This is a genomic window from Massilia cavernae (assembly GCF_003590855.1).
GTDB lineage: Bacteria > Pseudomonadota > Gammaproteobacteria > Burkholderiales > Burkholderiaceae_D > Telluria_A > Telluria_A cavernae.
This window is the reverse complement of the sequence record NZ_QYUP01000198.1, coordinates 19,111-37,747: the sequence shown is the minus strand read 5'-3', so window position 1 is coordinate 37,747 and position 18,637 is coordinate 19,111. Positions and strand designations below refer to the sequence as shown.

Sequence of the window (18,637 nt, the reverse complement as noted above, 5' to 3'; positions counted from 1 at the left end):
AAATCCAACAAGGTGCGTTGCGCGCCGGGGAGGTAAATAGAAGGGTCAGGCTGCATGTGCGTACCTCGCTGTTAGCGTTTCAGGGTCTTGATTCGAACGTAGCGATCGAGTTGGCAGGTACCCACCTCGCCGTCCCAAGTGACGAGTGCCACGGTCTTGGTCTGCTGGGCTGCCTCCGGACGCGCATAATCGGTGCCGGCCACTTCATGGTGTGGCGGGACGTAGGTCGTGGCGATGCTCCGCCGCCGCTCTACTTCCATGACTTGCTCCCCGCGGCTGGTGCCGAGCACTACCCGGAAGCGCGGTGAGCCTTCCGCGACATCCGGATGAACACTGCCAAGTGGCGTAGCGGCATCGTTGATCGGCTCCGACTCGATCACCCGGATTTGCTCCAGCGGGGAGCCGTCACCCCAGAAGAGATACCCATAGGAACCGTCATAAGTCTTGGTCTTGACCATGGTGAAGCTGACCGCTTTTCCACTCGGGAACAAAGCGTTAAAGAATACGCCGCCGAACGGCTTGCCGGTGTCGCGCGGACCGCTCGAATGGTCGCGAATGCCCATGCCGCACAAACGATAAGCTTCTCCGCCACGGACGATCTCGCCTTTGATCGTGTGAATCTGCTCGTGGTGATCGTGCGCCCAGCCCATTGCCGCAAGACCGTCGATTCTCGATGGATCGAGCGAAAAGAACGGGCTGGCGGCCTCGAACTGGATATGCAGCTTGATCACTTCATCGACACCGTCGCGCAGCACATCGCGGCAGAGCGACTTGCCGGTCGTAGAGTGAGCGGCCCCATCGAAATCGATGGTCCACAGCTGCATCGGTTCAACGCAGGTGATGGCGAGCGGACCGGCATTGAAGCCGCGCGCGTGTTCGCCGCGGCCAACGCATTTGTGCACGAGCACCTCGTCGCCCGGCATGAAAACATAGAGGATGCCACGCCAGATGCTCAGATCTTCGACCAGGCGTCCGATATGCAGGGACATGCCGATGTCCGCGTCTTTGTCGTAAGCGAAAAAATAGTGATATTCAGTCCAGTTTTCCTGGTGCTCCGGGACGTGCGGGAACTCCTTGCGAGGATCTACGCTGTACGGGTTTACCAATTCCGCATCAATCAAGTTCATGTATTACTCCAAGAGAAAGCGGTTGCCATCCGCAAAGAGCGCGGCTCGTTGCACAGTAAGGCCTCGACGCTAACGCAAGGCCCCTGCCCGATTAGAACGCTAGCATTCTATTCGCTAGATTACTATAGTGCGTAGAATTGTCAACTTTTTAATCACAGCCTGCTTCCGTCATTCGTTGCGCGGCCGCTGGCGGTCTTGCTCAGGCGACGCCGCGACCGCTCAGGCCCTGTTGGTCGGACTGGGCTTCGAAGCCATACGGCGCATAGCGCCCGTTGAGGAACACTTCGATCTGGGCCCGGCCTTTGCTGACCTGCCCGTTTGGCGCAGTGCTGGAACAGCGCGCCAGGTGCTCGACGCCGAACACCTTGCGGGTTTCGCCGGTGCCGGGGAAGGTGTGCTCGCACGGCTGCACGGAAAAGTCGAACTCGTCCCACTCGAGCGCCGGGTTGGCCGGTCCGTGATAGGTGTGGATGGTGCCGCCGTCGCGCCATGCGCCGACGTGATAGCCGACTTGCCCCAGCACGTGCGGCGGCAGCGGCACGTCGAAGCTGTGGCGCCACTCGCCGCCGTTTTCATCGGTGAGGACCAGGGTGCCGCCGGACAGCGAGCGGGTGCCGGGCGCAAACTGCAGTTGGTGCCGCACCGAGACCAGTTTCAGCGCGGCGCCGTCCCAGCCGAAATTGATCCAGCCCTCGAACGGCGTGCCGAACGCGTCGTTGAGATACACGTTTTCGCCATCGGCCCCTTCGTGGAAATGAAAATACGACGAGAACCCTTCGCTCTCAAGGAAGCAGGAGAAGCGCAGCGCGCGCGTCACCGGTGCTGGCGGCGCCGGCGGCAGCCACTTGGCGGCGCCCGACAAGGGCGGCGGCTCTCGTACAGTCCCCATGAGCGGTCGCGCACGGCGCCCCATGGCGCGTCGTCGAGCTCGAAGCGCTTGCCGTCGATCTCGATCCAGCCGGTGGCGGTGCCGACCTGGTTGAAACGGCTCTGGTCAGTCGTGTAGCGGCCATTGCGCACCGCCCGGTGGTGGGCCGACAAGTGCGGCGGCGCCAGGCCGCGCCACACCACGTCGTAGCTCATCCCCGACTCGTTCGCTTCGAGCACCATGCGGATGGTACGCATCGGTTCCAGGAATTCATAGCGCAGCGGGCCGACCGACACGCTGAAATCGTCGCGCCAGATGCGGCTCAGGCGCAGGGTGCGCTGGACGCCCCGGATATTGAGGGAGCTGTGAGCGCCCAGCACGTTGCTGTTGGGCGCAATGCGCATGCCGTTGATCAGGAAAACGCCCAGCTCAATGTTGTAGATACCGAAGTAATAGCCGTCATCCCACGCATAATCGGATGACGGCACGTAGCTCATCGGATACGGCGTTGCGTGTACGGGGTATTCGTCGTATGGCGTCAACGCCATTTTTTCAAAGTCCTGCTCCGGCATGCTGAATCTCCTTGTTCACGCGTCGCCCCAGCTGCAAGCAGCGGTTCTGGCATGAATCCACAAAGCGGGCCGCGCTGGTGCGCCGACGCGCTGCTGGAACGGCTGTTCCGAACCGCCAGCCAGGGCGGCGGCCGGCGCAGGGCCGCGCCGCCGCCCTGGTTTCAGAAGGCGACCTGGGCGGCCCCCTTCAGCGCCAGGATCTCGCGCGCTTCGGCAGGCGTGGCGATTTCCAGGCCGAGGCCTTCAACAATGGCGCGCACCCTGTGCACCTGCTCGGCATTCGAGCGGGCCAGTTGGCCGGGGCCGATCCACAGGTTGTCTTCCAGCCCGACCCGCACGTTACCCCCATCGACGCAGCCATGGCGGCAATCGTCATCTGGCTGCGTCCGGCGCCCAGCACCGACCAGCGGTAGTCGTCGCCGAACAGGCGGTCCGCGGTGCGCTTCATGTGCATCACGTCGTCGGGATGGGTGCCGATGCCGCCCAGGATCCCGAACACGGTCTGGACGAAGAACGGTGCCTTGACCAGGCCGCGGTCGATGAAATGCGCCAGGTTATACAGGTGCGAGGTGTCGTAGCACTCGAACTCGTAGCGCGTGCCGCTGGCCGACAGCTCGGTCAGCGCATACTCGAGGTCGCCGTAGGTGTTGCGGAAGATCAGGTCCTTGCTGCCTTCCAGGTAGGGCCGTTCCCAGTCGTGCTTGAACTCCTTGAAGCGCTCGAGCATCGGGAACAGGCCGAAGTTCATCGAGCCCATGTTCATCGACGCGACCTCCGGCTGGTGCACCAGCGCCGGCTGGATGCGCTCCTGCACCGACATGTACGGCGAGCCGCCGGTGGTCAGGTTAACGATGGCGTCGCAGCTCTCGCTGATGCCCGACAGGAAGGGCTTGAAGGCTTCGGGACGCTGGTCCGGCCGGCCGGTCTCCGGATCGCGCGCGTGCAGGTGGATGATGGCGGCGCCGGCTTCGGCCGCCGCGATCGACGCTTCCGCGATCTCGTCGGCCGTCACCGGCAAGTACGGCGACATCGACGGGGTGTGGATCGCGCCCGTCACGGCGCAGGTAATGATGACTTTTTTCTGGTGATGCATGATGTTCCTTTTCTGCAGGAAGGGCTTGGCGCACGCTGGCGTCAGGCCACGATTTTACGTTCGGCGAGCGCGTCGATATCGCTCGCACTGCGCCCCAGTTCGGCAAGCAGTTCACGCGTCGATTCGCCGCGCAGCGGCGCATGGCGGCGGTGCCCCGCGCTGGAACGCGAGAAGCGCACCATCGCCCCCAGTTCGCGCACTTCGCCAAACTGGGGATGGGTCGACACCTGGACCGTGTTGGCCGCCTGCAGCGCCGGATCGTTGAGCAGTGCCTGGTCGCCATCGCGCCGGCACAGTTCGACCCAGACCCCGGCCGCCTCCAGTGTCGCAATCGCGCTGGCACACGCCTGGGCGCCGATCGCCGCGCCAACCGCGGCCGCTTCCTGCGCTCCCCATTGCAATGGATCCGGATCGAGCCGTCCATCCAGCCCCAGCGCCGTGGCCAGTGCGGCAGCGGCCTTTCGCCCGCGAACGGCAAGCGCGATCCAGCCATCGGTGGCCTGGTACAGCGCCTCGGCGGGACGATAGCCGGTGCGTGTCGGATTGAGCGGCGCACCGCCCTCGAACCGTCCATCCGGCCACTGCACCAGGTCCGACAACAGCGCAATGCCGGCATTGACCAGCGGGCAGTCGATGGTGGCGCCGTCGCCGTGGCGGGTCCGGTAATAGAGCGCGGCCAGGGTGCCGACCGCGCCCAGGAAGCCGCCGGTGAAATCGACCATCGAGGTGCGGTTCCACAATGGCTCGTTGCCCTCCCCGCCGCCGCGGTGTTCATGGCCGCAGAAGGCCTGCATCACCATGTCGAAGGCGGCGCGGTCGGCCAGCGGGCCGCTCGAGCCATACCCCGGGCTTTCAAGCACGATCAGTTCCGGTTTCAGCGCATGCAGGCTGGCCACGTCGATGCCGAGCCGGGCCGACACCCCGGAGCGAAAATTGTTCGTGACGATGTCGGCACTCGCGCACAGGTCCCTGGCCAGCGCCTGCCCTTCCGGATTCTTGAGGTCGATGGTGATTGCGCGCTTGCCGCGGTTGGCGACCGTGTACCAGCGGTACATGCTGCGGTTGGGGTCGCCCGCCGGTGTTTCGACCTTGATGATATCGGCCCCCAGGTCGGCCAGCACGACGGACGCGAAAGGGCCGGCGACAAACGCGCCGAAATCGACCACCCGCACGCCATCGAGCGGGCGCGGGTTGGCGGCCTTGCGCGGCTCCTTGTACGGTGCCGGCGATGCGCTGGTCTTCATCGGATGCCCGACGTGGCGGGTACCGTCGGCATCGGTCGCGATAATGCCGTTGTGCTGGACTTGTGGCTCGTCCCAGCACATGCCGGGCGCCAGGACCGGTTCGGCGGGAAGGCCCAGGGCCCAGATACGTTCGAGCAATTCAGTGCTCGATTTTTTCGCTGCATGGGCCGCCAGCAGGTCGATATTGCCGTAGAAATTCTTCGGGTCGCTGGTCGGCGTCGGCATGCCGCTGTCGTTCGGGCTGACGCTTGGATCATCGATCTCGAGCGCCTGGTACATCTTGTATTTGGAACCGGCGGCACCGATGACCAAATGGATGAAGACCCCGTCGGCGCAACGGAAAATCAGCGGGATTGGGTCCTTCGGAATGACGAACCTGGTGTTCGGGGTCGGCTTTTCGACTTCGCACCAGCTGCCCCGGCCCAAACCGCTGCGCCTTCGAACAGCGACGTCGCCACCACCTGCCCCTGGCCGCTGCCCTCGCGCTCGTAGAGTGCCGCGAACAGGCCCGCCAGGCCGCGCAGGGCGGCGCCGAAGTTGGCCGGCGAAAAACTCATCACCATCGGACGGTCGGAGAAATGCTCGAAGGTCAGGCCGGAGCGCGCCTGCACCAGCAACTCAGTGGCAGGCCGCTGTGCGTGTTCGGTGCCGGCCGGCGCCGCTTCGATGTCGAGCACCACCAGGCGCGGGAACCGTGCCGACAGTTCGGCCGCATTCCATCGGCGCGCGACGCCGGGATAATCCTCGCCGCCAACCAGGCAGACGTCGGCCGCCGCCAGCAAGGCGTCAAGGCGTGCCGGCGACGCGGCTGCATCGGCATCGAGCGCGCTACCGCGCAGCCACACCTCGTAGGCGGGATACACAGCGGCGAAAGGGTCGCCGCCTGGCGGTTCAACCCGGGTTACCTGCGCTCCAAGCTCGACCATGAACTTGGTGACCAGCGCCGGCGCCATGCCAACACCCAGGTGAACCACCACGACATCCTTCAACATCTGCAATTGAGCAACCATAGCCTTGGATCTCCTTTATGTTTTTTGAGACAACGTCCGAGGCTCTTGCGCGCCAGTATGGCTGGCAAGACTCAGATCGTGAGGTACACTGCGCCTTCGCGCACCACCACCGGATAGGTCCTCAGGGCCTTTCCGCAAGGCAGCGCCTTGACTTCACCGGTGCGGATGTCGAATGCCCCGTCATGCCAGCTGCACACCACCGTGAACCCTTCGAGATAGCCCTCGTCGGACAAGGACGCTTCGGCATGGGTGCAGCGGTCGTCGGACGCAAAAAACGCGTCCCCTACCCGATAGATGGCGAACTTGCCGAGATCGGCGATCTCGGCCTTGAAAATCTCCCCATCGGCAAGATCGGTAACGGTGCACACTTGCACCAGCTGCTGTTCTGTTACTTGAGCGCTCATCGGATTCACCTATCGGAAAAAATTAGTACGTAAGCGCATAGTATCAGTAACGTACCACATAGTCCAGCGCCTAACTCCTGAGCGTCCTGGCAATCTTCTGGCAGCGCGCGCTTGGCGGCGCGCATCCTGGGCGCTACAGGAACTGGCGGATCGTTTCGACGAAATCGTCGGTGCGGTCGTGATGGACCCAATGGCCGGCGCGCTCGAACGTCTCGACCCGCGCATCGCGGAAATGGCCGATGTGCCCGTCGTCGAGCGGGTTGGCGGCCCAACTGTCCTTGCCATAGACCAGCAGCGTAGGGCAGGCGATACGGCTCCACAGGTGCGCCATTTCCGCTGCCGGGATATCGTTTGGCGGCAAGGCACGCACGTAGTTGTCGAACTTCCAGCTGTAGGTGCCGTCCTCGTTCTGGTTGACGCCATGCGAGGTCAGGTGGCGCGCCTGGGCCGGCGACAGGTGCCGGTTCTCGGCATGCATCCGCTGGAACGCTTCATCGATCGTGGCGTAGCGCTTGGGCTGGCGCGCGGCCAGCGTACGCTGCTCGTCGAGCCAGCCGGTCATCCGCTCCACCACCCGCTCCGGCTTGCCGTCGACCGGCGTGCCTGGCAGCGGACCGAGTCCTTCGATCACCGCCAGCCGCGACACGTTCTCCGGGTACAGGCCGCTGTAGCGCAGTGCGATATGCCCGCCGAGCGAATGGGCGACGATCCTGGCCGGCGCCAGCTTGAGCTGGTGGATCAGCTGCGACAGGTCGTACACGTAGGCCGGCATCGAATACTGGCCGTCGCTGGTCCAGGCGCTGTCGCCGTGGCCGCGCAGGTCGGGGGCGATGATGTGCCAGTCGTCGCGCAGGCGCTGCGCGATCCAGTCCCAGTTGCGGCAATGGTCGCGCCAGCCGTGCAGCAGCAGCAGCGGCGGCGCCTCCGAGTTACCCCAGTCGACGTAATGGAGGCGCAGCCGCTGCGAGACGTAGACGTGGGAGGTCGGGCCGGCCAGTGTCATGGCTGCACCTCGCCGGTATACGCCGCGAGATTGGCCGCCAGGTCGCGCAACTGGCGCGGAAAGGTGGTGTAGCCGATGCCGGCGATGCGCAGGTCCTGGTCGCCCCCGCTTTCAAACAGCGTCTGCGCGCCGCCGGTCAGGATCGCCAGGTGCAAGGTGCGCCAGACGGTGAAGAAGCGCATGCGCTGTTCCGACACCGGGCGCCCGCCATGGGCCAGGTACGCGGCCATGAACTCGTCCCACGGCAGGATGCGTTCGACCAGGTACTTGCAATAGGTGAGGTCTTCGGCCGGGTCGCCCGCATGCGCGAACTCCCAGTCGAGCAGCGCGGTCAGGCGCTCGCCATCGCCCATGGTGTTGTGCAGGCCGGCGTCGCCATGCACCAGCGCGCGTTCCACGCCGATGCCATCGATCTGCAGGTCCAGCCATGCAAAGGCCGCATCCATCAGCGGCGTGGCCGGCACGTTGGCGCGATAGCGCTGGCGGAAGCTGGCCAGCATCGCGCGCACCGGATGCGCTTCCCTGCCCCAGTAGAGCTGATCGGCCAGGCCGGCCTGGTCGATGTCGAGCGCATGCAGGCGTGCCAGCGCGGCCGCGAACTCGCGCACGAATGCGGGCGTGGCGTCGCTGGCAAACAGCGTCCCCATTGCCCGCCCCGGGACCCGGGAGAACGCGATGAAGCGCCCGCCGATCGCCGCCGGATCGTCCTCGAGCCACAGCGGCTCGGGCACCGGCAGTCCGCCCCGCCAGGCGGCGCGCACGATCGGGTACTCATAGCTGACCGAAGTACCGGTGACGCTGGCGTCGAAATCCCGGCGCAGCACGATCGAGCGCGGCCCCGCGGCGCCGCTCAACTCGACCACGATCGTGCCCTTCGAGCGTCCGCCCGGGACCGTCGTCAGCGTGTCGGCGGCGATGCTCGCATCGTCCGGGAAGCGCTGGCGCAGGTAGGCCGTCAATGCGGCCGGCGCAATCGCCAGCTCGTTGCTGGAACGCTTGCCGCCCGGTTGCGCACGGGCGGCCGCGACGACGCGCTCCTCGACCTCGGCGCGGCGTTTGCACTCGAGCGCCGCGACCGCCGCGACCAGTTGCGCCGTTTGCACGCGCTGCACCGGATCGCCCAGGTCGGCCGCCAGCAGCCGGTCCGACAACGCCCGGGCGCGCAGCGCCTCGCTCGCGGCCGGCGCCGGCGCCGCCGCATCGAGCAGCTGTTGCAGCTTGGCTTGATAAGCGCCGCCGGCACCGTCGGCATCGGTCTCGACGGCGAGACGGGTGAGCAGCAAGTCGATCAGCTCGGCCCGCAGGCGCGCCTGCGGCGTCGCCAGTTCGGGACGCAGGTCCTCGCGCACGGCGGCGAGGATACTGCGCAGCTTGGCCGAAATAAGGGATGGTTCGATGTCGTTCATACCGGGCGCCCCACGAAGACGGGAAAGAAGAAGCCACGCTCGCGCGCGACGTGGCGCTTGGTCAATACGTGCTGGAAGGTCAAGCGACCTTGGTGATGCAGGGTTTCATCCAATGCGGTGAGCATCTGTCCTCCTGTTGCGGGAGCGGGGCAATCGGCCATGCGGTGCGGCGTGCTTGCCGAAATATGTCGCTTGACGCTATATTGGCACGCCAGAATACAATTCGCAAGTGTATCATTAGGCTTAATTTCTATTTTTGGGGGAATACTATGATTTGCATCGTTGGCGCCAGTTTGGCGGGGGATACGGCAGCGGCAACGCTGCGCGCGCAGGGCTACACCGGACGCATCGTACTGATCGGCGACGAAGCCGAGCCGCCGTACGACCGTCCGCCGCTGTCGAAGGAGGCGCTGGAGGGCGACAGCGCCGACCAGCGCATCTTCCTGCGCGCGCAGAGCTGGTATTCGGAACAGGACATCGAGCTGCGTCTCGGCCACGCCGTCAGCGCGATCGATCGCGCCGCGCGCCGCCTGACCCTGGCCGACGGCGCCACGCTCGCCTATGACAAGCTGCTGCTTGCGACCGGTGCGCGGGCGCGCATGCCGGGCGGCGCCGACGCCACCTCGCTGCCCGTGTTCCGGGTGCGCACGCTGGCTGACACCGTGGCGCTGCGCGCAGCGCTGCAGCCGGGTGCGCGGGTGGCGATCATCGGGGCCGGCGTGATCGGCCTCGAGGTCGCGGCCACCGCGACCAGGCGCGGCTGCGCAGTCGACGTCATCGACCTGGCCGGGCGCGTGATGGCGCGCGTGCTGCCGCCCGCGCTATCGGCCTACATGGCCGACCTGCACCGCGCCCATGGCGTGCGGCTGCACCTCGACGCCGGCAGCGTGGCGTTCGCCAGCGTCGATGGCCAGCACGGCGTCGCGACCGCGCGCCACGGCTTCATCGGCGCCGACGTGGTGGTGGTCGGCATCGGGGTCGTGCCCAATGCCGGACTGGCCGAACTGGCCGGACTCGATTGCCAGGATGGCGTGGTGGTCGACGAATTTTGCCGCACCAGCGACCCCGACATCTTCGCCGCCGGCGACGTCGCGCGTTATCCCTGCCCATTCGAGCAGCGCCTGGTCCGCAGCGAGAACTGGCGGCACGCGCAGGACCATGCGGTCGCCGCCGCCAGGAACATGGTCGGCCAGCCGCAATCCTATGGCGCCGTGCCGAGCATGTGGTCGGACCAGTATGACGTCAAGCTCCAGACCTGCGGCTGGCTGCGCGACAGCGGCGAGATCGTTCGCGGCGAGGCGGGCAGCGCGAAATTCATGATGCTCTACCGTGACGACGCCGGGCTCGTCGTCGGCGCGCTCGGCATCAACCAGGCCAAGGACATGCGCTTCGCGCAGAAGCTGATCGAAAAGCGCATCGCCGTCGACCCGGCGCTGCTGGCCGATCCCAAGCAGGACTTGCGCAAGCTCGCCCAATGAGCGCGCCATCCGGGTTCGGCGCGCACGAGGCGGTGCGCCTGTCGGTCAGCGATGGCCTGGCGGTCATCGAAATTGACAACCCGCCCGTGAATGCGCTGTATGACGCGATCCGCGACGCGATTGCCGCCATGCTCCCGGTGCTTGCACATGATCCGGCGGTGGCCGCGATCCTGGTCGTCGGCGCCGGGCGCGCGTTCTCGGCCGGGGTCGACCTGAAGAAAACCGCAGCCCGCGCCGAGCCGTTCTTCTTCCATGCCGCGCTCGATGCGATGGACCGGGCCGGCAAGCCGCTGCTGGCGGCGATCCAAGGGCCTGCGCTCGGCGGCGGCCTGGAACTGGCGCTCGCCTGCCACTACCGGCTGGCCGGCCCGCGCGCGCGCTTCGGCTTGCCCGAGGTCGAGGTGGGGATCATTCCCGGCGCCTGCGGAACGCAACGCCTGCCACGCCTGGTTCCGCTCGACTGCGCGCTCGGTGTCGCCGCGCTCGGCGACCTGCTTGACAGCGGCCAGGCGCATGCCCTGGGTCTGGTCGACGACCTGGCGCAGGACGACGATTTCCGCGCCGAGGCCATTGCCTGGGCGCGCGCGCGGCGCTACGCGCCGCTTCGCCGCACCCGCGACCTGCCCGTGATCGCGCCGCGCAACGGCAGCGGCCCGGAGGCCGCGTTCGCGGTCGCCGCGCTGCGCGCCGCGCGCGAGCGCCCCGGCGAAAGCGCACCGCTGAAGGCAATCGAGGCGGTCCGCGCGGCGTGCGAGCGAAGCTTCGACGAAGGCGTCGAGATCGAGCGCCGCCTGGTGACCGAGTGCAAATACTCGGCCGAGGCGAAGGCGAAGCGCCACCTTTTCTTTGCCGAGCGCGCCGCCGGCAAGGTCGACAGCGCGCCACGCGCCCTGCAGGCGATACATATCGACGGTTCGCGCGCCAGCCGGCTGGCGGCGGTGCAGGCTGCGGCGATCGCCAGCGGGGCCGGCGGCGAGCTGGCGCTGCATGCGGTCGGCAGCGGCGAGGCGCCCGCTGTCGATGCGATCACCGTGCTGCTGCCCGACGACAGCAGCGGCCTGGTCGAGCTGGCGCTGACGGCGGACGTCGACGACGCGCTGCTGGCAGCGGCGGTGCGCCTGCTGCGCCCGTTCGGACGGGCGCTGGTCATCGGCCGCGGCGCGCTGCTGGGGGAGCGTTTGCGTAGCGTGCTGGCCGACGCCGGCGGGCAGTTCACGCCTGCCAGCATCGCCCGCCTGGCCGATGAAGGAGAACGGATGCTGCGCGCGAACACGGCAGCCCGCGCGGGCGACATCGATATCGCCTGCGTCATGGCGCTCGGATTCCCGCGCAGCCGTGGCGGGCCGATGTACTTGCGCAAGACATCGGCGAGGCTGAACCGCCTGATGACCCGCTTCTCGCGCCAATGGGCGCGCGAATCTCGCCGGCCGTGCGCAAGCCGGTTCGCGCAGGACCGCCTCATTGTCGCCGCCCGGCGTCGGCGGCCCGTGCGAATCCTCGCCTGGCGTCTTGCTGAAGCTGGTCAGGCGGCGGATGGAACGGCACGGTTTTTCGGACAGGCCTTTCCACTTGCAGCTCGGTGAATGAAATCGGGCCGGGATGTTGAGGAATCGTCGAGGGCCTGCTGCGGGTCAGCCACAGGGGCCGGCGAGAATCCACTCTAAGAAATTTGGCCAGCTTTCGGCCAGCGCCTCGGCCGGGTGGTGTTACTGCGCCGCCCATCATCGCGGCGATGGCGCTCAGCGGGCTTCCCCATGTTTCGGCCGGCTTTCGTCGCTGCCGAAGCGCGGCGTCGCCAGCAGTTCTGCTACGCGCCCGATATTGCGCGCCAGGCGCTTGAAACTGGATTGCCGACGCCAGCCCACCAGGTAAGACCCAGCCGTCCCTTTGGCCCGGATCACGGGTCGGCCGGGCCGCCGATTGGGCGCGGTTTGCGCTGCCTTCCGCTGGTAGTCGTTGAACGCCTGGTCGATCAGGAAATAATTATCGACCACGAGGCGCGGGTCTGGAAGCAGGTTGGCCTCACTTTGCCCTTCGCCGGTGGCAATCGCGGTGGCGCAGCGCGGCTCACGCGCAAGCGCGATGAAGCCGGCTGGCCATGTCGACCCAGCCGCCGCCTCTTCCATCGGCTTTTGGCCCGCTTCGCCTGAAGGTGGGTGGAGCCGCTCCATCCCTGGCGAATGCGGTCAAAAGCACAGAGCCCGGTCGCGTAACGGCCCTTCGCTGCCGAAGGTGTCAGGTGCACGAAAATGATGTCGGGCTTGATCGCCGCCAGCTGCTCGTAAGTCGAGCCCGAAGCGAGCGCAACGATTGTTGTCGGCAGGTTGGCGACGATCGATATCGGCCGCCGCGCAACAAGCGCTCGACACCGCCTTGCGCGCTCGGACCGCGAGGTCGAGCGTGAGGCAGGCTTGTTCGCGGTTGGTCTGGGTAAACACGACCCGCCATGGGAACCCTCCTTCGAACGGCCATGGCGGTCCGGTCCTCGCCGCCTCCGGGCGCTCGATCCGGGATCACGTCGGCCCCCAGGTCGGCCAGCAACCGCGGTCGACGATCGGACCGGCCACGTAGCGGGTGACCATCGAGTACCCGCACGCCCTTGAAAGTATTTGGTCATGCTTTTCCTTTTCGTCTTTCAGGCGCCTTTGAAAGGCGGCTTTGCGCTTAGCGCCGACCGCGCTCACGCCTCCATCGAAATCGTCGGTCCCGGCGCACGCGCCGACGACTTCCCGCTTCGGTTTTCGCATCTGCGCGCGGATCGGATTGGCGAACGCCTGGTTGAGCAAGCATCTTGGTGCGCGCGAATGGCGACGCTCGTCGTTCGCCAGGCGCTGCGCTAGCTTCCTCGGTTTCGGCATCGAGCTCGGCGTCGGCAGACGACGTGCGGTTTTGCCGCCCGAACGCGACTGCCTCGGCGGCCGACAGGCGGTCGCCCAGCAGCGCCATCTCCTTCGCCTTGCGCAAGCCGATCGCGCGCGGCAGGTGCCAGGTCACCGCGCCGTCCGGGCTGGTGCCAAGCAGGATGTGGGCGACCACAAACAGCGCCGTGTCCGACACCAGCACGAAGTCGCTCGCCGCGACCCAGCCGACACTGGCGCCGGCGACCGCGCCGCGCACCTTGGCGATGATCGGCTGCGGCAGCCGTTCCATCGCCGCGAACAGCGACATGGCGCTCCTGGCGCGCTCCTCGAAATCACGCCTGCGCTCGCCCGGTGCGGCATCGAGGGCTTGCGCGAATCCGGCGACATCGCCGCCGGCCATGAAGTGGTCGCCCGCCCCCGTCATCACCACGCAACGTACGCTTGGGTCGGTTTCGATCTGTTTGAGGAACTCGCGCATCGCCACCACCATGCCCGCCGTCAGCGCATTGCGCGCCTGCGGACGGTTGAAGGTAATGCGCGCGATCGGTCCGTCTATTTCGGTAATCAATTCCTGGTCAGCCATGGTATGCCTCCTTTATCAGCGGTTACGGTAGACCGGCGCGCGCTTGTTCTTGAACGCGTCGAGCGCCTCGAGCAGGTCCTCGCTCACCATGCCGTACTGTTCCAGCGCCAGTGAAAACTCGAACACGTCGACCGCCTGCTTGTGCATTGCGTGGTTCAGCGAACGCTTGGTGAACTGGACTGCGATCGGCGGCAGCGCGGCGATCTTGGCGGCGATTTTTTCGGCCAGCGGCAGCACTTCCTCGGGCGTCTCCACCAGGTCGGAGATGCCGCCCAGCCGGTGCGCTTCTTCCGCCGCGATCGGATCGCCCGTCAGCAGGTGGCGCCGTGCGCGCATCATGCCGAAGGCAGCCGGCCACACCAGGCAACCGCCGTCGCCGGCGGCCAGGCCCACCTTGACGTGGGGATCGCCGATACGCACGTTCTTGCTCGCCACCACAATGTCGCCCGACAGCGCCATCGAGGTGCCCAGGCCGAAGACATCGCCCTGCAGCGCCATCACGGTCGGGATCGGGATCTCGTACATGCCGTAGATCATGCGCCGGCTCATGTCCCAGGCATCGGCGCGGCGTTCCGGGTCTTCCACCAGGCGCCGCACTTCGTCCAGGTCGCCGCCAGCCGAAAAAGCCTTGCCGGTGGAGGAGAAGACCAGCACCCGCGCCGCGCCGGGCCGGCGCATCCGCTCGATCACGTCGACCAGCTCGGCGCTGGTGACGTCGTCCATGCGATTGAGGATCTCGGGCCGCGTCAGCACCACCCTGGCAATCGGGCCGTCCTGTGTAAAGGTCAGTGTTTCGTATGCTTTTTCCATCGGATTTCCTGGTCCCTGAAGGTTTATGTGGGCATCGCGCATCAAAAGAACGCTAGCGTATGATATCATTCCGTACTATATTTGCATAGCGGTTCATCAAATCATTGCACGCCGCACTGGCCAATCTTATTACTTTACCCTCATGGAACGCTCTCATGACGAAGAACAGTCCACGACGCCGCTTTGACGGCAAGGTAGCACTTATTACCGGCGGCAACGCCGGCATCGGTTTCGCTGCAGCCACGGCGTTTGCAGGCGAAGGGGCGCGCGTGATGATTGCGGCGCGCCGGCGGCAAGAGGGCGAACAGGCGGTCGCCGCCATCACCGCAGCGGGCGGCGAGGCGCGCTTTGTCGAAACCGATGTCGCCAGCGCCGACTCGGTGCGGGCGATGGTTGGCGCCTGCGTCGAGGCCTACGGCCGGCTCGACATCGCCTTTAACAATGCCGGCATCACCGGCGATGTGACCACGCTGGTCGCAGATGCCGATGAGGAACGCTTCGACCAGGTGATGGAGATCAATGTCAAGGGCGTTTGGCTGAGCATGAAATACGAGATCCCCGAACTGCTGAAGGCCGGCGGCGGCGCCATCATCAACTGCAGTTCGGTGGCCGGCCTGCGCGGCGGCCCGCGCTCTGGCGCCTACTATGGCAGCAAGCATGCGGTGATCGGCATGACCAAGACGGCGGCGCTCGAGTATGCGACGCATAACATCCGCATCAATGCGGTGTGCCCCGGCCTCATCATGACCGACCTGATCGCGACCGGATTCGCCGCCGCGCCCGAGAAGCTGGCGAGCCTCACCGCGCGCATTCCAATGCAGCGCAGCGGGCAGCCGCACGAAATCGCCGATGCCGTCCTGTGGCTGGCATCGTCCGAGAGCAGCTTCGTGTCCGGCGTCGCGCTGCCGGTCGACGGCGCCCTGTCCGCCACCTGAACTACACTGAAAGGAAAATATGGACAAGTGTTTCGGCATTGCGCGCTTCGCGATCAAGCCAGGCGAAGCGCCACAGTTTATGGAACGGGCGCGCGAATGCATGCGCGCCGCCGAGGTGGACCTGGCCGGGACCCAGGCCTACGAATGGTTCGTCAGCGCCGACGCCAGTCAATGCGTGGTCATCGAAGCCTACGACGGCGTCGAGGGCATGGCCCATCACAGCCGGCATGTCGGCAAGACCATTCCGGCGCTGCTCGCCCACGCCGCCAGCGAGGTCGTCCTGCTCGGCGACGTACCGGACAGCGTGGTGCAGCGCATGGCCGGCAAATTCGGCGGCGTCGATTTCTTCGGGCCGCGCTTCCAGGGGCGCCTGACCGGGCCGGCGCCCGGCACGGCAGCGCCTGAGGCGGGCGGCAAGATTTTCGCGATCGCACGCTTCACGATCGAGCCGGGCAAGCTGGACGAATTCCGCAGCCTGGCCGCGCACTGCATGGCCGGGGTCGAAGCCAGCGAGCCGGGCACGATCGGCTACGAGTGGTTCCTCGACCGCGACGGCCGGCACTGCGTGACGCTCGACGTGTATCGCGATGCGGCCGCGCTGCGCGCGCACATGGCCAACACCGGGCCGACCATGGAAAAGATCCTGCGCATCGTGAAAAGCGAGGTCGAGCTGTATGGCGCCATGCCGGCCGAGATGGTGAGCCAGCTCAAGGGCAGCCTCGGGGTCCGCTTCGTGGCGCCGCAATGCCAGGGGGTGCTCTGATGCACGGCCGCGGACCACTCCCGCGCGCGGACGGGCCGCAGCCATGAAGGCCAGCGAAGCGCTCGCCTCGCGGCGCTCGGTGCGCGCCTTCCTCGAGCGCCCGGTCGACCAGGCGCTGATCCGGCGCGTCATCGCGCAGGCCGCACGCTCCCCCTCGGGCGGCAACCTGCAGCCCTGGCACATCTATGCGCTGACCGGCGCGCCGCTCGCCGAACTCAAGCGCACCATGGACCTGCGCACGGCGGGCCTGGCCGGCGCCGAAAGCACCGAGTACGACATCTATCCGAAACAGCTGGGCTCGCCCTACCGCGAGCGCCGTTTCGCGGTCGGCGAGGCGCTCTACGCCAGCATGGGCATTCAACGCGACGACCGGGAAGCGCGCCTGCGCTGGTTCAGCCGCAATTTCCGCTTCTTCGATGCGCCGATGGCCCTGTTCTGCTTTGTCGACCGGGCCATGGGGCCGCCGCAATGGTCCGACCTGGGCATGTACCTGCAGTCGCTCATGCTGCTGCTGCGCGAAGAAGGCATCGACAGCTGTCCCCAGGAATGCTGGGCGCTGTATCCGCGCACGATCGCCGGGTTGGTCGGCGCCCCCGGCGAACTGATGCTGTTTACCGGCATGGCCATCGGCTATGCCGACCTGGAACACCCGGTCAACCGGTTCCCGAGCGAACGCGCCCCATCGAATGAATTTGCAACTTTTCTTGGCTTTGACGCGGGCTCGGACAACCGAACCGCGCAAGCCGCAACCACAGGAGATAAACCATGAAACTATTGGTGCCCGTAAAGCGGGTCATAGATTTTAACCTCAGGCCGCGGGTCAAGCCGGACGGCTCGGGCATCGACCTGAGCAACGTCAAGATGTCGATGAACCCGTTCGACGAAATCGCGGTCGAGGAGGCAGTTCGGCTGAAGGAAAAAGGCAAGGCCAGCGAAGTCGTGGTGGTGTCCATCGGCGAGGCCAAGGCGCAGGAAACGCTGAGGACGGCATTGGCGATGGGCGCCGACCGCGCGATCCACGTCTTGTGCGACGCCGAGGTACAGCCGCTGGCGGTGGCAAAACTGCTCAAGGCGATCGTCGAGCAGGAACAGCCTGGCCTCGTCATTCTCGGAAAACAGGCGATCGACGACGATTCGAACCAGACCGGCCAGATGCTGGCCGGCCTGCTGGGCTGGGCGCAGGGCACGTTCGCATCCAAGCTGGAGCTCGATGGCGACTGGCTGAACGTCACCCGCGAAGTCGACGGCGGCCTGGAAACGGTGTCGCTGAAGGCGCCGGCGATCATTACCGCCGACTTGCGCATCAACGAACCGCGCTACGCCACGCTTCCGAACATCATCAAGGCGAAATCCAAGCCGATGGCGCAGAAAACCGCGGCCGACTATGGCGTCGACGTCAGCGCGCGGCTCAAGACGCTCAAGGTCGAGGAGCCGGCACAACGCACGGCCGGCGTGAAGGTCGCCGATGTCGACCAACTGCTTGCCAAACTTAACGCTCTGGGAGTAATGCAATGAAAACGCTGGTGTGGGTTGAACATGACAATGCAAGCGTCAAGGATGCGACGCTGTCCGCCGTCAGCGCGGCATCGCAGCTCGGCGAAGTCCATCTGCTGGTGGCCGGGCACAACGCGCGCGCGGTAGCCGACCAGGGCGCGGCCATCGCCGGCGTGAAGCGGGTATACCTGGCCGACGATGCCGCGTACGCGAACGCGCTTCCGGAAAATATCGCGCCATTGGTGGTCAAGCTGATGGCCGACCATGACGCCTTCGTCGCGCCGGCCACCTCCAACGGCAAGAATATCGCGCCGCGCGTTGCGGCGCTGCTGGACGTCGCACAGGTGTCCGAGATCGTGACGGTCGAAAGCGCGGATACCTTCAAGCGCCCGATCTACGCCGGCAATGCGATCGCCACGGTGCAAGCGCTGGATGCGAAAAAAGTCATCACGGTGCGCGCCACGGCGTTCGCGAAGGCTGCCGCGCAAGGTGGCCAGGGTACGGTCGAACCGATCGCCGGCATTGGCGATGCGGGCCTGTCGCGCTTCGTCGGCGCAGACATTTCGGTGTCCGAGCGGCCCGAACTGACGTCGGCCAAGGTAATTGTCTCGGGCGGACGCGCGCTCGGCTCGGGCGAAAAGTTCCGCGAACTGATCGAACCGCTGGCCGACCGCCTCGGCGCCGGCGTCGGCGCCTCCCGCGCCGCCGTCGATGCCGGTTACGTGCCCAACGACTACCAGGTCGGGCAGACCGGAAAGATCGTGGCGCCGGAAGTGTATATCGCGATCGGGATCTCGGGGGCGATCCAGCACCTGGCCGGCATGAAGGACTCGAAAACGATCATTGCGATCAACAAGGACGAGGATGCGCCGATCTTCCAGATCGCCGATATCGGCCTGGTCGGCGATCTGTTCAAGATCCTGCCTGAGCTTACCAGCAAGCTGCGCTAGGCCTGCGCACAGCTGCCGCCATGACATCCGTCCGGC

General features: G+C 66.3%; 20 protein-coding genes and 1 pseudogene. 7 read left to right on the top strand and 14 right to left on the bottom strand.

Translation table 11 applies throughout. From position 1 onward, the window contains the following. Positions 1 to 71: 71 nt before the first annotated feature. The 10 genes and pseudogenes from D3872_RS24810 to D3872_RS27195 form a co-directional block, all read right to left on the bottom strand. A complete protein-coding gene (locus D3872_RS24810) occupies positions 72 to 1,127 on the bottom strand; it encodes a DUF7064 domain-containing protein (protein WP_119813265.1) in 1,056 nt (351 codons plus the stop codon). Between the two features lie 199 nt (positions 1,128 to 1,326). After that, the gene (locus tag D3872_RS24805; protein ID WP_147374006.1) at positions 1,327 to 2,016 is read right to left on the bottom strand and encodes a hypothetical protein; all 690 of its coding nucleotides are present in this window, start codon (positions 2,014 to 2,016) and stop codon (positions 1,327 to 1,329) included. Beyond that, entirely contained in the window at positions 1,941 to 2,567 is a 627-nt protein-coding gene (locus D3872_RS24800; RefSeq protein ID WP_119813263.1) for an Rv3169 family protein, read from the bottom strand. The genes D3872_RS24805 and D3872_RS24800 overlap by 76 nt, the downstream gene beginning before the upstream one ends. 161 nt (positions 2,568 to 2,728) lie before the next feature. Beyond that, positions 2,729 to 3,660 (bottom strand): annotated as a pseudogene (gene kce, locus D3872_RS24795) (3,5-dioxohexanoate:acetyl-CoA acetone transferase). 41 nt (positions 3,661 to 3,701) lie between these two features. Next, a complete protein-coding gene (locus tag D3872_RS24790; protein ID WP_119813262.1) occupies positions 3,702 to 5,330 on the bottom strand; it encodes a CaiB/BaiF CoA-transferase family protein in 1,629 nt (542 codons plus the stop codon). Then, complete coding sequence (locus tag D3872_RS24785) at positions 5,249 to 5,914, bottom strand: CoA transferase (protein WP_119813261.1); 666 nt, start codon at positions 5,912 to 5,914, stop codon at positions 5,249 to 5,251. The genes D3872_RS24790 and D3872_RS24785 overlap by 82 nt, the downstream gene beginning before the upstream one ends. 71 nt (positions 5,915 to 5,985) lie before the next feature. Continuing rightward, complete coding sequence (locus tag D3872_RS24780) at positions 5,986 to 6,318, bottom strand: non-heme iron oxygenase ferredoxin subunit (protein WP_119813260.1); 333 nt, start codon at positions 6,316 to 6,318, stop codon at positions 5,986 to 5,988. 133 nt (positions 6,319 to 6,451) lie between these two features. After that, positions 6,452 to 7,321 (bottom strand): alpha/beta fold hydrolase, encoded by an 870-nt coding sequence (locus D3872_RS24775; RefSeq protein ID WP_119813259.1) that lies wholly within the window; start codon positions 7,319 to 7,321, stop codon positions 6,452 to 6,454. Then, entirely contained in the window at positions 7,318 to 8,727 is a 1,410-nt protein-coding gene (locus tag D3872_RS24770; protein ID WP_119813258.1) for a phosphotransferase family protein, read from the bottom strand. Before D3872_RS24770 ends, D3872_RS24775 begins: the two co-directional genes overlap by 4 nt. Then, positions 8,724 to 8,852 (bottom strand): hypothetical protein, encoded by a 129-nt coding sequence (locus D3872_RS27195; protein WP_274381769.1) that lies wholly within the window; start codon positions 8,850 to 8,852, stop codon positions 8,724 to 8,726. The genes D3872_RS24770 and D3872_RS27195 overlap by 4 nt, the downstream gene beginning before the upstream one ends. A 144-nt stretch (positions 8,853 to 8,996) precedes the next feature. Between D3872_RS27195 and D3872_RS24765 the strand changes: the two genes are divergently transcribed. Together D3872_RS24765 and D3872_RS24755 are read left to right on the top strand one after the other, a co-directional pair. After that, positions 8,997 to 10,205, top strand: coding sequence for an NAD(P)/FAD-dependent oxidoreductase (locus D3872_RS24765; protein WP_182915933.1), 1,209 nt, complete (start codon positions 8,997 to 8,999; stop codon positions 10,203 to 10,205). Further along, a complete protein-coding gene (locus tag D3872_RS24755; protein WP_119813257.1) occupies positions 10,202 to 11,788 on the top strand; it encodes an enoyl-CoA hydratase/isomerase family protein in 1,587 nt (528 codons plus the stop codon). Before D3872_RS24765 ends, D3872_RS24755 begins: the two co-directional genes overlap by 4 nt. 156 nt (positions 11,789 to 11,944) lie before the next feature. Here D3872_RS24755 and D3872_RS24750 read toward each other — a convergent pair whose 3' ends face one another. The 4 genes from D3872_RS24750 to D3872_RS24740 form a co-directional block, all read right to left on the bottom strand. Further along, on the bottom strand, positions 11,945 to 12,331 hold the full coding sequence (locus D3872_RS24750; protein ID WP_119813256.1) for a hypothetical protein: 387 nt from the start codon (positions 12,329 to 12,331) through the stop codon (positions 11,945 to 11,947). 60 nt (positions 12,332 to 12,391) lie between these two features. Then, on the bottom strand, positions 12,392 to 12,643 hold the full coding sequence (locus D3872_RS25420) for a hypothetical protein (RefSeq protein ID WP_147374004.1): 252 nt from the start codon (positions 12,641 to 12,643) through the stop codon (positions 12,392 to 12,394). A 226-nt stretch (positions 12,644 to 12,869) separates the two neighbouring features. Next, positions 12,870 to 13,649, bottom strand: coding sequence for an enoyl-CoA hydratase/isomerase family protein (locus tag D3872_RS24745; protein WP_119813255.1), 780 nt, complete (start codon positions 13,647 to 13,649; stop codon positions 12,870 to 12,872). A gap of 15 nt (positions 13,650 to 13,664) precedes the next feature. Next, positions 13,665 to 14,459 (bottom strand): enoyl-CoA hydratase/isomerase family protein, encoded by a 795-nt coding sequence (locus tag D3872_RS24740; RefSeq protein ID WP_119813254.1) that lies wholly within the window; start codon positions 14,457 to 14,459, stop codon positions 13,665 to 13,667. Between the two features lie 155 nt (positions 14,460 to 14,614). Here D3872_RS24740 and D3872_RS24735 point away from each other — a divergent pair, with 155 nt between their 5' ends. From D3872_RS24735 to D3872_RS24715, 5 genes are read left to right on the top strand one after another with little or no spacing between them, the layout of a single operon-like run. Beyond that, positions 14,615 to 15,394, top strand: a complete 780-nt coding sequence (locus D3872_RS24735; RefSeq protein ID WP_119813253.1) for a glucose 1-dehydrogenase — start codon at positions 14,615 to 14,617, stop codon at positions 15,392 to 15,394. Positions 15,395 to 15,413: 19 nt separating this feature from the next. Next, on the top strand, positions 15,414 to 16,157 hold the full coding sequence (locus D3872_RS24730) for an antibiotic biosynthesis monooxygenase (protein WP_119813252.1): 744 nt from the start codon (positions 15,414 to 15,416) through the stop codon (positions 16,155 to 16,157). 43 nt (positions 16,158 to 16,200) lie between these two features. After that, on the top strand, positions 16,201 to 16,926 hold the full coding sequence (locus D3872_RS24725) for a nitroreductase (protein ID WP_119813251.1): 726 nt from the start codon (positions 16,201 to 16,203) through the stop codon (positions 16,924 to 16,926). Next, on the top strand, positions 16,923 to 17,672 hold the full coding sequence (locus D3872_RS24720) for an electron transfer flavoprotein subunit beta/FixA family protein (RefSeq protein WP_119813250.1): 750 nt from the start codon (positions 16,923 to 16,925) through the stop codon (positions 17,670 to 17,672). Before D3872_RS24725 ends, D3872_RS24720 begins: the two co-directional genes overlap by 4 nt. After that, complete coding sequence (locus D3872_RS24715; protein ID WP_119813249.1) at positions 17,669 to 18,601, top strand: electron transfer flavoprotein subunit alpha/FixB family protein; 933 nt, start codon at positions 17,669 to 17,671, stop codon at positions 18,599 to 18,601. The genes D3872_RS24720 and D3872_RS24715 overlap by 4 nt, the downstream gene beginning before the upstream one ends. Positions 18,602 to 18,637 lie beyond the last annotated feature (36 nt).